13 protein-coding genes are annotated in these 12,365 nt (G+C 70.9%); 3 read left to right on the top strand and 10 right to left on the bottom strand.

Annotated elements, in window-relative coordinates; all coding sequences use genetic code 11:
* Positions 1-3: 3 nt before the first annotated feature.
* The 3 genes from AB0L53_RS18440 to AB0L53_RS18430 all read right to left on the bottom strand — a co-directional run bounded on the left by AB0L53_RS18440 (position 4) and on the right by AB0L53_RS18430 (position 2,903).
* Positions 4-1,023: a 3-oxoacyl-[acyl-carrier-protein] synthase III C-terminal domain-containing protein gene (locus AB0L53_RS18440; RefSeq protein WP_363994809.1), complete on the bottom strand. Its 1,020-nt coding sequence runs from the start codon at positions 1,021-1,023 to the stop codon at positions 4-6.
* 112 nt (positions 1,024-1,135) lie between these two features.
* Positions 1,136-2,221 (bottom strand): class I SAM-dependent methyltransferase, encoded by a 1,086-nt coding sequence (locus tag AB0L53_RS18435; protein ID WP_363994806.1) that lies wholly within the window; start codon positions 2,219-2,221, stop codon positions 1,136-1,138.
* On the bottom strand, positions 2,205-2,903 hold the full coding sequence (locus AB0L53_RS18430; RefSeq protein ID WP_363994803.1) for a helix-turn-helix domain-containing protein: 699 nt from the start codon (positions 2,901-2,903) through the stop codon (positions 2,205-2,207). The genes AB0L53_RS18435 and AB0L53_RS18430 overlap by 17 nt, the downstream gene beginning before the upstream one ends.
* Before the next feature lie 54 nt (positions 2,904-2,957).
* Here AB0L53_RS18430 and AB0L53_RS18425 point away from each other — a divergent pair, with 54 nt between their 5' ends.
* Positions 2,958-3,368, top strand: coding sequence for a hemerythrin domain-containing protein (locus tag AB0L53_RS18425; RefSeq protein WP_363994800.1), 411 nt, complete (start codon positions 2,958-2,960; stop codon positions 3,366-3,368).
* Here the strand turns inward: AB0L53_RS18425 and AB0L53_RS18420 are convergent.
* Positions 3,365-3,811, bottom strand: a complete 447-nt coding sequence (locus AB0L53_RS18420) for a hypothetical protein (RefSeq protein ID WP_363994797.1) — start codon at positions 3,809-3,811, stop codon at positions 3,365-3,367. The two genes, AB0L53_RS18425 and AB0L53_RS18420, sit on opposite strands and share 4 nt — an antisense overlap.
* A 48-nt stretch (positions 3,812-3,859) precedes the next feature.
* Positions 3,860-5,398, bottom strand: a complete 1,539-nt coding sequence (locus tag AB0L53_RS18415) for a carboxyl transferase domain-containing protein (RefSeq protein ID WP_363994794.1) — start codon at positions 5,396-5,398, stop codon at positions 3,860-3,862.
* 131 nt (positions 5,399-5,529) lie between these two features.
* Here AB0L53_RS18415 and AB0L53_RS18410 point away from each other — a divergent pair, with 131 nt between their 5' ends.
* Positions 5,530-6,504, top strand: coding sequence for a hypothetical protein (locus AB0L53_RS18410; RefSeq protein WP_363994792.1), 975 nt, complete (start codon positions 5,530-5,532; stop codon positions 6,502-6,504).
* On the opposite strand, the gene AB0L53_RS18405 is transcribed toward AB0L53_RS18410, so the two are convergent.
* Positions 6,492-6,884 (bottom strand): DUF3224 domain-containing protein, encoded by a 393-nt coding sequence (locus AB0L53_RS18405; RefSeq protein WP_358555143.1) that lies wholly within the window; start codon positions 6,882-6,884, stop codon positions 6,492-6,494. The two genes, AB0L53_RS18410 and AB0L53_RS18405, sit on opposite strands and share 13 nt — an antisense overlap.
* Before the next feature lie 36 nt (positions 6,885-6,920).
* On the bottom strand, positions 6,921-8,084 hold the full coding sequence (locus AB0L53_RS18400; protein ID WP_363994789.1) for an FAD-binding protein: 1,164 nt from the start codon (positions 8,082-8,084) through the stop codon (positions 6,921-6,923).
* Positions 8,085-8,235: 151 nt separating this feature from the next.
* Between AB0L53_RS18400 and AB0L53_RS18395 the strand changes: the two genes are divergently transcribed.
* Positions 8,236-8,589 (top strand): PLDc N-terminal domain-containing protein, encoded by a 354-nt coding sequence (locus AB0L53_RS18395; protein ID WP_358442191.1) that lies wholly within the window; start codon positions 8,236-8,238, stop codon positions 8,587-8,589.
* On the opposite strand, the gene araA is transcribed toward AB0L53_RS18395, so the two are convergent.
* Genes araA through araB form a run of 3 tightly spaced genes read right to left on the bottom strand, consistent with a single transcriptional unit; the run spans position 8,586 to position 12,345 of the window.
* Positions 8,586-10,040, bottom strand: coding sequence for an L-arabinose isomerase (gene araA / locus AB0L53_RS18390; protein ID WP_358555134.1), 1,455 nt, complete (start codon positions 10,038-10,040; stop codon positions 8,586-8,588). The genes AB0L53_RS18395 and araA overlap by 4 nt on opposite strands.
* Entirely contained in the window at positions 10,037-10,699 is a 663-nt protein-coding gene (locus AB0L53_RS18385; RefSeq protein ID WP_363994786.1) for an L-ribulose-5-phosphate 4-epimerase, read from the bottom strand. The genes araA and AB0L53_RS18385 overlap by 4 nt, the downstream gene beginning before the upstream one ends.
* Positions 10,696-12,345 carry a ribulokinase gene (araB, locus tag AB0L53_RS18380; RefSeq protein ID WP_363994783.1) on the bottom strand — a complete coding sequence of 550 codons (1,650 nt, stop codon included), beginning with the start codon at positions 12,343-12,345 and terminating at the stop codon, positions 10,696-10,698. Before araB ends, AB0L53_RS18385 begins: the two co-directional genes overlap by 4 nt.
* Positions 12,346-12,365: the final 20 nt, after the last annotated feature.

Here is a 12,365-nt window from a genome sequence, read left to right as displayed (position 1 = left end):
AGGTCACCAGTGCAGCAGGAGCAACTCGGCCGAGAAGCCGGGCCCGAGGGCCAGCAGCACGGCCGGCTGGCCCGGACGGCCGCGCGTCTCCTGCAGGACGTGCAGTACCGAGACCGACGACATGTTCCCGTGTTCGCGCAGTGACCGCCACGTGACCTCCAGAGCCGCCGGATCCAGGCCCAGCCGCTCCACGATCTTGTCGATCACCTTCGGGCCGCCGGGGTGGCAGATCCAGGTGCCGACCTGTTCGGGGGTGAGTCCGTTGTCGGCGAGGAAGCCCCTGATGTCGCCCGCGAGCACCTTCTCCACGAAGGCGGTGAGTTCGGCGTCCAGTACGAGGCGAAAGCCCCGCTCGCTCACCTGCCAGCCCATGAGGTGCTCCGTGCCCGAGTACAGCCTGCTGCGCGTGGCCACCACCTCCGGCCCGTGGCCGCGTCCCACCGCGACCACGGCCGCCGCGCCGTCGCCGAACAGGCCGCTGGCGACCAGGTTGGCGATCGAGGTGTCGTCGCGCTGGGTGGTCAGCGAGCACATCTCCACGCAGACCAGCGCCGCCACCTGTTCGGGCCAGCCGCGCAGGTAGTCGTTCAGCCGCGACAGGCCGGAGGCCCCCGCCGCGCAGCCCAGCCCGAACACCGGCACCCGCTTGACGTCCGGCCGCAGCCCCACGCGCTGGATCAGCCGCGCGTCCAAGGACGGCGTGGCGAGGCCGGTGGTCGAGCAGAAGACCAGGTGATCCACCCGCCGCGGTGATACGCCCGCCTTGTCCAGTGCACCACGAAGTGCCCGTTCGCTCAGGTCGAGCGCGATCTCAAGGTAGATGTCGTTGGCGCGGCCGAACGAGTCCAGCTTGGCGTAGTCGTCCAGTGGGAGGGCCAGGTTCCGGCTCTGGACGCCGGTGGCTGCGTGGAAGCGTTCGAGCTGGTCGAGGTCGGCCTCGGTCAGCCGGGAGAATGCCTCGGTGATCTCCGCCTGCGCGTAGCGGTAATCGGGCAAAACGGTCTGTACCCCCGAAATGTGCATGTATCTCTTCTGCCGCGGAGAGGGGCTGGCTAACCTGCCACCGCGCTCATGCCCGTACGCGCCGAGCTTCTGAGCCGTGCGAGCCGGAGTACACCGGCCAAAAGCCACACCCTCAGCAGGCGAGCCGCCACAGAGACGTCACCTCGGCGGCCCGCGCGGCCCTCAGCGGGTCGGTGCCGTCGGACACGCGCCGGTGACGCGGCCGGGTGTAGAGCCGGTCCATGACCCGCACCCCCGCGCCGTCGAACGCCGCCATCAGGTCGGCACGGGACCGCAGGCCAAGGTGCTCGGCCAGGTCCGACAGCACCAGCCACCCTTCGCCGCCCGGCTCCAGATGCTCGGCCAGGCCGTCGAGGAAGCCCCGGAGCATGCATCCACCGGGGTCGTACACCGCCCGGTCGAGCGGCGACGACGGCTCGGCGGGCAGCCAGGGCGGGTTGCACACGACGAGCGACGCGCGCCCCGGTGGGAACAGGTCCGCCGCCACCACCTCGACCCGATCGGCCAGGCCCAGCCGGGTCATGTTGTCGCGGGCGCAGACCACCGCGCGCCGGTCGAGATCGGTGGCCACGACCCGCTCGACGCCCCGCCTGGCCAGCACCGCGGCCAGAACTCCGGTGCCCGTGCCGAGATCGAAGGCCAGCCGCTTGCCAGGCAGCGGCGCCTGGGCCACCAGATCAATGTATTCACCACGGATCGGGGAGAACACTCCGTAATGCGGATGGATCCGGGCACCCAGCGCCGGGATCTCGACGCCCTTCTTGCGCCATTCGTGCGCGCCGATCAGCCCGAGCAGCTCGCGCAACGACCCCACGTACGGACCTTCCGCCGGCCCGTAGACCTCCTCGCACGCCTGCCGTATGTCGGGAGCGCGGGTGAGCGGAATGACGTGGCCTTCGTCGTACGGGATCAGCAGCAGGCCGAGCGTCCGCGCCCGCCGGCCCTGGGCCTGGCGGTAGCGGTCGAACGTGGCGCCGGGCTCGGCCGGCTCGCACCGGCGGCCCATCGCCTGGAGCAGCTGCCGGGCGTTCTGGAAGTCGCCGCGCCACAGCAGGGCGGTGCCCTCGCGAGCCAGGCGGTAGGCGGTGTCGGCCTTCATCCGGTCGTCGGCGATCACCACCCGAGCCGGTGGCGGCGCCTCCAGCGCGGACCGCCACGCCGCCGAACACTCTTCGCCCGCCTCAGTCCATGTGATCATCAGGCTCAGACCGTTTCACGGACGACCGTCCCGTGGCCAACCCTTTTAGCAGCAGCCCGGCCACGAGAGCGCGCAGCCCCTCGCCGTAGGTGTCGCGCGCGGTGAGCTCCTCCCACCGCCCGCCCACCGCCGCGAGGCGCGGCAACGCCTCGGCGTCGAGCGCGGCGAACACCTGCCGCCGGTACGTCGGCCTGCCCTCCTCCCGCCTGCGCAGCGCCGCCGCCCGCGCGGTGATCTCCCCCGCCGTGTAGTGCCAGATGATCCGGTACGCGGCCACGGCCAGCTCCAGCGACAGCCCGGCGCGTACGGCCGCGTCGATGATCATCTCCGGATACCACAACGCGTTGACCGAGAGCAGGTCGTCCGCCCTGAGGATGTCCACGATCCACGGGACGCCCACCAGCGCGTCGTGCATGGCGATGGCCGCCGCGGCCATCCGCTCGTCCGGCTCGTCCGGGAGCTCGGGCCGGGGCATCGCCGCCGCGTAGTCGTCGAGCAGCAGCAGGAGGAGTTCCTCCTTGTCGTGCACGTGGTGGTAGAGGGCCATGGGCGTGGTGCCGACCTCACGGGCCAGCCTGCGCATCGTCAGGCTCTCCGTCCCTTCGGCCTCGATGAGCCGGTGGGCTGCGGACACGATGTCCGCCCGGGAGATCTTGGGCGGCCGTCCAGTACGTGCGGGCATCCTGTCATGCTACTTTCTATACGCGTACAAAAACTGTCCAGGAGGTGGTGTGACATGAGCGAGGAACGACTCATCGCCATGGGTGACGAGCTGGTGAAGCTGCACGACGGCTTCCGGCGAGAGCTCGCGGAGCTGCGGCGGACACCCGGCTCGCGGCCCGACCTGCGGGAGCACTGCCTGACGTTCTGCGACGCGCTGCACGCCCATCACACCGGCGAGGACGGCGTCCTGTTCCCGCACCTGGCGGACGCGCATCCCGAACTGGTGGAGGTGCTGGCCCGGCTGCGCGCCGAGCACGAGGTGGTGGCGCGGCTGCTTGCGCGGATCCGCGAGCTCCCCGACGAGGGCGACGTCGGCGCCGAGCTCGATCAGCTGTCCCGCGAACTGGAGGCGCACCTCGACTACGAGGAGGAGCAGTTGGTGCCGCTGCTCAACGCGATGACCGACTTCCCCGAAGGGCTCTAACCGGCCGGTGGCGGGGGTCTCAAGGCGTCGAGCATGAGCGTGAAGTGGCGCCGCCACCGGCTCGCGTCGGCCTGCGCCACGCGCGAGTTGGCCATGATGAAGAACGCCAGATCAAGCGGGCCGATGTCGAGCCGCAGCACCCCCGCCGCCTGCGCCCGCTCCACCAGCCGGGAGATCAGCTGATTGATCTCGGCCTGGTCGTCCTGGTGGGACACGCAGGCCAGCTCGGCGAAGGCCTGGTCGGCGGCCTGCAACTCACAGGTGCGCTCCAGGAAACCCGCCAGCCCCAGCCACGGGTCTTCGGCAGCGAGCGACTCGCGGGCCAGGTCGCTCCAGGCCGCCATCTTCTCGTCGAGAATCGCGTCGACCAGATCGCCGCGCTCGGGAAAGTGCCGGTAGAGGGTGCCGATGGCGACGCCCGCCCGCCTGGGCGACCTGGCCACGGTCCAGGCCGCGATCAGCCAACTGAGCGCCGCCCCAACCCCCTGAGGTCACGGGCGGGTCGTGTATCGGGGGCCCGGGTCGAGGACGGCGTAGGCGTCGTGGACCCACTCCGTCAGCATCGGCCGCGTCCGCGCCGGATCGATGATGTCCTCGACGAGGAACGCCTCCGCCGTCCTGAACGGTGACCTGACCGCCTCCAGCCGCTCGGCGATCTCCGCCTTCAGCGTCTCAGCCTCCGGTCCCGCCTCGGCGAGCAGGCGTTTGAAGGCCACCTCCAGCCCGCCCTCGATCGGCAGCGAGCCCCAGTCACCGGACGGCCAGGCGACCCGCAGGCCGTACCTGTCGTGGGGCCGGTGCGCGGCGCCCGCGACGCCGAAGACGCGGCGCACCAGCACGGACGCCCACGGGATGGTCGACTGGTAGACGGCGGCCAGCGCGCGGGCGCCGTGCCTGATGGTGCCGGCCCGCTCGGCGGCGCTGCCGATCACGAAGCCGGGCTGGTCCACGAGGTGGACGACCGGCAGGTGGAACGTCTGGGCCAGGTCCACGAACCTGGCCGTCTTGTCCGCGCCCTGCGCCGTCATGCCGCCGCCGTAGACGCGCGGGTCGGCGGTCAGCACGGCCACCGAGTGCCCGTCGAGGCGGGCGAGCGCGGTGATCGTGGAAGGCGCGAACCTCCTGCCGAGTTCCAGCACGCTCCCGGTGTCGAAGACGAGGTCCATGATCCGCCGCATGTCGTACGGTCTGCGCCGGTCCCTGGGCACGATGTCCCGCAGCTCCGGCGACTCCCTGCCGGAAATATCATCAGATTTCGATACGGGCGGCAGCCGCCACGCGCTCTGCGGCAGGTACCCCAGCACCCGCCTGGCCAGCTCGAACGCCTCCTCCTCCGACTCGGCGACCAGGTCCACGGTCCCCGCCGCCGAAACGGTCCGCCACCCGCCCAGCTCCTCCTTGCCGACCCGCTCCCCCATCCCGGCCTCCACCACGGCCGGCCCGGCGACGAACACCTGAGAGAGCTCCTTGACCATGATCGATACATGCGAGGTCACCAGGCGGGCCGCGCCCAGCCCGGCGACGGGACCCAGCGCCAGCGCGACCACCGGCACCCGGCCCAGGTTCGCCACCACCTGGTCCCAGCCGGGGTTGTGCGGTACGTACGTGCGCCCGAGATCCTCCAGCTGCTTGACGCTGCCCCCACCGCCGGTCCCGTCGATCAGCCTGAGCAGCGGGACCCGCATCTCCCCCGCCATGCGCTCGGCCAGCACCTGCTTCTCGTGGATGGCGGCGTCGGCCGCCCCGCCGCGCACGGTGAAGTCGTCGCCCGCCACGACCACCCGCCGCCCGGCGACCACGGCCCGGCCGATGATCACGTTCGACGGGGTGACGCTCTCCAGCCCGTCCTCCCCGTACACGGCCTGGCCGGTGAGCGCGCCGACCTCGCGCCAGCTGTCGGCGAGGGCGGCCAGGCGCTCGCGGATCGTCAGCCGCCCGGTCGCGTGCTGGCGGGCGACCCGCTCCTCGCCTCCCATCCGCTCGGCCAGCCGCTTGCGGCGCTCCAGTTCGGCGAGTTCGGGGTCCCACACGGCGTTCGTCCCTTCACCGGCTGATCGGTAACGATCCCTCGAATCTAAGGGCCGTCGTAGGACGATTGTCATAGCGAGGTCAGGATGGATGGCACCTCCCGTCGCGCCCGGTTCTGAGGAGTATCGGTGGCATGCGACGAATCCTGCCGGCCTTCGGCCTCGCCCTCCTGTCCCCGCTCGTGGCCGAGTTCCTGCTCGGCGACTTCCCGCTCACCTCGCTGCACTTCCTGGTCCTGCTCGCCCCCACGTACGGCGGCGCCGCGCTGCTGATCCGCGAGGTGGCGCGCAGGGCGGGGATCGGCTGGCCGGGCATCGTGCTCATGTCCCTCGCCTACGGCGTGTTCGAGGAAGGGATCATGACGATGTCGCTGTTCAACCCCAACTACGCCGGTCAACGGCTGCTCGATCCCGGGTTCGTCCCGGCCTTGGGGATCGGGGTGCCGTGGACGCTGTTCGTGCTGGCCCTGCACACCGTGTGGAGCATGAGCGTGCCCATCGCGCTCACCGAGGAGCTGACCGGTGCGCGGCGCACCACGCCGTGGCTCGGCAAGATCGGGCTGACCGTCACCGCCGTGCTGGCCGTGCTGGGCGCGGCCCTGACAACGGTGTTCAGCTACATGAACGGACATTTCCTGGCGTCCGTGCCGCAGCTGGTGGCGATCGTGGTGATCGTGGTGGCGCTCGTCGTGCTGGCCTTCCGCCTACCGCGCCGGACCAATGTTCACCGGGCCGCTGAGGCGCCCGCGCCCTGGCTGGTCCTCGTGGTGACGCTGGTGGCGGGCGTCCTGTTCGAGGCGCCGAACGTCCTGCTCGGCGACCAGGTCGGCCTGGGGATCACCCTGCTGGCCGGGGTCGAGGTGGGGATGACGGCCCTGGCCCTGTTCTGGTCGGCCCGGCGCGGATGGGACGGCAGGCACCGGATGGCGCTGGCCGGCGGCGCCCTGCTGACCTACGTGTGGCATGCCTTCTTCTCCGGCCCGGTCGTGCCGGCGACTCCCCTGATCAACCTGGTCAGCCACATCGTGTTCGGCCTCGGCGCCCTGGTCCTGCTCGCGTTCGCCGTCCGCCGCGTCGCCGCGGACGCCAACGTCCCTCAGAGCCGGTAGTCGAAGACGTACGAGTGTGAGCCGTCGGGAGCGATGAGGATGTCCATCTCCCCCCTGAGTCCGCTCAACCCGCCGGTGCCGGAGTCCGGGACGACCGAGACGCGCAGTGACTGCTCGCCCCGGTCGCCCACCGCGAAGTGCTGCAGGACGAAGCTGCCCGACCGGCCTGCCAACGTGCCCACGACCCGCTCCATCGCCACGTACGCACGGGAGTCCGCCACCGGCGTCAACGCCATGATCATGCTGACCGTGCTGGTGCCGGTCAGGTCGCCGTGGAAGGTCTTGCCCAGCGTGACGTGGGCGAGCGACACGCCGTCGCCCTCCTCGTACGGAGGCTGGGGTGTCCAGTCGGCGGTGTCGAAGGTTCCCTTGGCTGTCATGCGTCCCATGGTGCGGGTCATACCTGTCAGATCCGGTCAGGTATCCAGCAGCGTCCCAACGAAGTCGTTGCGGAACTTGCCCGCCGGGTCGTAGCGCCCCACCAGGTCCCGGAAGCGCTCCGGGCACGACGGCCACCGGGTGAACAGCTTGCCCCAGTGCGGCCGGGGATCGAACGGCGCCAGCCGCTCCTCCACCAGCTCGATCACCGGAAGCACCGCCTCGGTGTCCTTGATCCAGGTGAAGTGCACACCCACGGTGTCGCGGCCGAGATACGGGCTGAGCCACAGGTCGTCGGCGGCGATCGTGCGTACCTCGGAGATCTGCAGTACCGGCCTGAGGCGGTCGCCGATGGCCCGCAGCTCGCGCAGCGCCTCGGCCGCCCGCCCCCTGGGCAGCAGGAACTCCGACTGCAGCTCGTCACCCGCGCTGCTCGGCGGCGAGTCGGCCCGGAAGTGCGGCAGCCGCTCGTGCCACGCCCCCGGCACGCCGAGCTGTTCGGTGCAGCTCCCGGCCGGCATGCCCGGCACCGGGTGGCGGGGCCCGTCGGCCGCGCGGGTGCCGTGCCAGTCACCGAGGGGCAGTTCGGTGCGGCGCTTGAGCCACACAGTGGTCGCCAGCCAGTTGGTGAACAGGCTGACGCTGTAGCCGGCCGACATGACGGCCTCGAAGTCGAAGTCGTCGGGCAGGCCCTCCCGGACGTACTGGCGCAGCTCGAAGGCGGGCACGAGGTCGAGCGTGACCGAGGTGACGACGCCGAGCGCGCCGAGCGCCACGACCGCGCCGGGGAAGTCGGCGTCGCCCCGCGCGAGGGTGATCAGGGAGCCGTCGGCGGTGACGAGGTCCAGCGCCGAAACGGCCGCCGACAGGCTCTGGTTGCCGCCGCCGGAGCCGTGCGTGCCGGTCGCGACCGAACCGGCCACCGAGATGTGCGGCAGCGAGGCCAGGTTGCCGAGCGCGAACCCGCTCGCGTGCAGCACGGGCGCGAGCTCCGCGTACGTCACCCGCCCGCCGACCCGCACGCGCGCCGCGGCGCTGTCGATCTCGATCTCGTACGGCAGGCGGTCCAGAACGACCAGGTCCCCCGTCGAGTCGGCGACGTCGTTGAAGGAGTGGCCACTGCCTAACGCCCGAATGGAGGCGGTGCCGGCGACAAGGCTCTGGAGCTCGTCGAGGGAGGAGGGATGATGCACGTTTTTCATCTGAAAGGCGATGTTTCCCGCCCAATTCTTCAACGTCACTGCCCTACAGTTCCATAGCTCTTGTCAGCGCCGCGAGGGGGCGCTAGTTTCGGGTGCCGCCGACGAAAGCGCCGACGACAAAGGCGCTCTGGGCGCCGCCGAGGAGAATTCCGTGCTCTACCTGTCCGAGGCCCTCGGTCTGGCCACGCTCGTGCTCTGGCTGTACTGCCTCTTCGACGCGATCACCACGCCGGAAGAGGCGTGCCGCAATCTGCCGAAGATCCTCTGGGTGCTCGTCGTCCTGCTGTTCCCGCTGGTCGGCTCCATCATCTGGCTGGTGGCCGGGCGCCCGCAGGCGCTCCCGCCGGCGCGGCCGACCGGGTACCCCGAGTACGACCGGCCGGGGCGCGCGACCGCGAGCAACCCCGACGACGACGAGGAGTTCCTGCGCCGCCTCCGCGAGCGGGCCGAGGAACAGCGCAGGAACGCCCCGAAGCCACCTGACGACACCCCCAAGGGCGACTAGAAGCCCTGCGCCAGCCGGTAGTACGCCTGGTTCCAGCGCAGCTCCTTGGCGAACCCCCGAGCCGTCGTGTCCGCGTCGATGACCAGCAACTCGACCCCGAGCATGTCGGCCAGATCGGTCAGCTCCTCGGTGCCCACGGCCGTCGAGAGCACGGTGTGGTGCGGCGCGCCCGCGGTCAGCCACGCCTCGGCGGAGGTACGCAGGTTCGGCCGGGGTCGCCAGACCGCGCGCGCCACCGGCAGGTTGGGCAGCGGGTGCGGCGGCGCGACGATGTCGATCTCGTTGGCCACCAGCCGGAACCGGTCCCCCATGTCGGCGAGCCCGATGACCACGCCGGGACCCGGCTCGGCGTCGAACACCAGCCGCACCGGGTCCTCCCGGCCGCCGATGCCCAGCGGGTGGATCTCGCACGACGGGGTGCCCGTGGCGATCGACGGGCAGACCTCCAGCATGTGCGCGCCGAGGATGAGCTCCTCGCCCGGCGTCATGTTGTAGGTGTAGTCCTCCATGAACGAGGTGCCGCCCGGCGCCATGGCCTTGAGCGTGCGCAGCAGCACTGAGGTCTTCCAGTCGCCCTCGCCGCCGAAACCGTACCCGTCGGCCATCAGCCGCTGCACGGCCAGCCCGGGGAGCTGGCGCAGCCCGCCGAGGTCCTCGAAGTTCGTGGTGAACGCGCGGAACCCGCCCGCCTCCAGGAAGCCGCGCAGGCCCAGCTCGATCCTGGCGGCGTAGCGCAGCGACTCGTTCCGCTCGCCCAGCAGCTCCGGCGCCACCCGGTAGAGCTCGGCGTACTCCTTGACCAGCGCCGTCACGTCCGCCTCGGAGGCGGCGTCCACGGCCTCGACCAGCTCGTTGACACCGTAGGTGTTGACCGAGACACCGAAGCGGAGCTGCGCCTCGACCTTGTCGCCCTCGGTGACGGCGACGTCGCGCATGTTGTCGCCGAACCTGGCGAGCTTGAGCGTACGCACCTCCGCCAGGCCCGCCGCCGCCCGCGACCAGGCGAGCACCCGGTCGGCCACGAACGGGTCGCTGACGTGCCCGGCCACCGTCTTGCGCGGCACGCCCAGCCGGGTCTGGATGTGGCCGAACTCGCGGTCGCCGTGGGCGGCCTGGTTGAGGTTCATGAAGTCCATGTCGATGGAGCTCCACGGCAGCTCCACATTGGCCTGCGTGTGCAGGTGCAGCAGCGGCTTGCGCAGCGTGTCCAGCCCGGCGATCCACATCTTGGCCGGGGAGAAGGTGTGCATCCAGGCGATCACGCCGGCGCACGAGTCGTCGGCGTTGGCCTCCAGCATCACCCGCCTGATCGCGGCCGCGTCGGTGAGCACGGGCTTCCACTCGACGGGCACCGGGAGCGCCGCGGCGATTCGCTGCGACTGCTCGGCGACCTGGCGCAGCGTGTCCTCGCCGTACAGCCCCTGGCTGCCGGTCAGAAACCAGATGTTCAACGCGGGCTCCTCTGTTGTCCGTAGACGTTCTGATAGCGGTCGTACAGGCGGTCGATGTCGTCCTGGGCGATGGCCAGCGGCTCGCCGAGCTGCTTGGCCACGTGCACGGTACGGGCGACGTCCTCGCACATCACGGCGGCCTTGACCGCGGCTTTGGGGGTCGGGCCGATGCTGAAGACGCCGTGGTTCTGCATCAGCACGGCCCGCGAGCGGTGCCCCTTGAGCGTCTTCACGATGCCCTGGCCGATGGAGTCGTCGCCGATCAGCGCGAACGGCCCGACCGGGATCTCGCCGCCGAACTCGTCGGCCATGGCGGTCAGCACGCAGGGGATGGCCTCGCCGCGCGCCGCCCAGGCGGAGGCGTACGTGGAGTGGGTGTGCACCACCCCGTTCACCTCGGGCATGTTGCGGTAGACGTAGGCGTGCGCGGCGGTGTCGCTGCTCGGCGCGTGTTCGCCGGCCACCAGGTTGCCGTCGAGGTCGCAGACGACCATGTTCTGCGGCGTCAGCTCGTCGTAGGTGACGCCGGACGGCTTGATGACGAACAGGTCCTCGCCGACGACTCGGCCGGAGACGTTCCCGGCGGTCCAGACGACGAGGTTGTTGCGCACCAGCTCGGCGTGCAGGTCACAGACCGTCTTCCGCATGGCCTCGGTCATGAGCGGGCCTCGTTCCTGATCGCGCGTAGCGTGTGCAGCATTCGTCCATCCCCGAAGTAGTCGTGCAGTGTGCGGTATTCGGCATAGAGCCGGTCGTAGGCGTCGGCCCGGTCCGCGTCGGGCACGTAGGCGTTCTCCTGCCGCGCGCCCATCACGGCCGCGGCTTGCTGGATGTCGTCGTACGCGCCCGCCGCGACGGCCGCGTGGATCGCCGAGCCGAGCGCGGGGCCCTGCTCGGAGTCGATGATCGAGAGCGGGCGGCGCAGCACGTCGGCATAGACCTGCATGAGGAAGCGGTTCTTCAGCAGGCCGCCCGCCACCACGAACTCCGCCACCGGCACGCCCGACGCCTCGAACGTCTCGACGATCACCCGGGCGCCGAACGCGGTGGCCTCGATGAGCGCGCGGTAGACGTCCTCGGGCTTGGTGGCCAGGGTCTGGCCGACGACCACGCCGGACAGGTCGTGGTCGACCAGCACCGAGCGGTTGCCGTTGTGCCAGTCGAGCGCGACCAGGCCGTGCTGCCCGACCCGCTGCCCGGCGGCCAGCTCGGTCAGGTAGTCGTGCACCGACTGTCCCCGGTCGGTCGCGAGCCGCGCGTACGAGGCGGGCACGGCGTTGTCGACGAACCAGGCGAAGATGTCGCCCACGCCCGACTGTCCCGCCTCATATCCCCACAGCCCCGGCACGATCCCGTCGCGGACCACCCCGCACATGCCGGGCACCTCGGCCAGCTGGTCGGAGGGCATCACGTGGCAGGTGGAGGTGCCCATGATGGCGACCATCTGGCCGGGCCGGACGGCGTCGGCCGCGGCGGAGGTGACGTGCGCGTCGACGTTGCCGACGGCGATGGCGATGCCCTCGGGCAGCTTGGTCCACTCGGCGGCCTGCGCGGTCAGCTGACCGGCGAGCCCGCCCAGCGGAGACAGCTCATGTCCCAACTTGCCGGCAAATCCAGCAAAGTCGGGGTTGAGGGCGGCGAGGAAGTCCTCGGACGGATAGCCCCCATCCTGAAAAATCCCTTTGTATCCGGCGGTGCAGACGTTGCGGGTCTCGATCCCGGTGAGCTGCCAGATGATCCAGTCGGCCGCCTCGATCCACCGCTCGGCCCGCCCATAGGTCTCCGGGTCCTCTTCGAGCACCTGCAGGCCCTTGGCGAACTCCCACTCCGAGGAGATCTTGCCGCCATAGCGCGGCAGCCAGCTCTCCCCGCGCCGCGCGGCCAACTCGTTGATCCGGTCGGCGTGCGCCTGCGCCGCGTGGTGCTTCCACAGCTTGGGCCAGGCGTGCGGCCGCTCGGGCGTCTGGAAGCAGAGCGGCGTGCCGTCGCCGGTGGTCGGCAGCACCGTGCACGCGGTGAAGTCGGTGCCGAGCCCGACGACCTGCGCCGGGTCGATCCCCGCCGCGGCCACGGCCTCCGGCACGGCGGTACGCAGCACGTCCAGCCAGTCCTGTGGGGACTGCAGCGCCCAGTCGGGTCCCAGCCGGACCTCGGAGCCGGGCAGCCGGTCCTCGATGACGCGGTGGGCGTACTCGTGCACGGCGGTGCCGACCTCGGCGCCGTCGCCGACCCGCACCACCACGGCGCGGCCGGACAGCGTGCCGAAGTCGACACCGATCACGTATGTGTTGTTGTTAGCGTTCACACAATCTCCCTTGATCCGGT

The sequence above is a fragment of the Nonomuraea sp. NPDC052129 genome, assembly GCF_040680095.1.
Classification (GTDB): Bacteria; Actinomycetota; Actinomycetes; order Streptosporangiales; family Streptosporangiaceae; genus Nonomuraea.
Note: the sequence above shows the minus strand (reverse complement) of the source record. Positions and strands in the feature narration are given on the sequence as shown.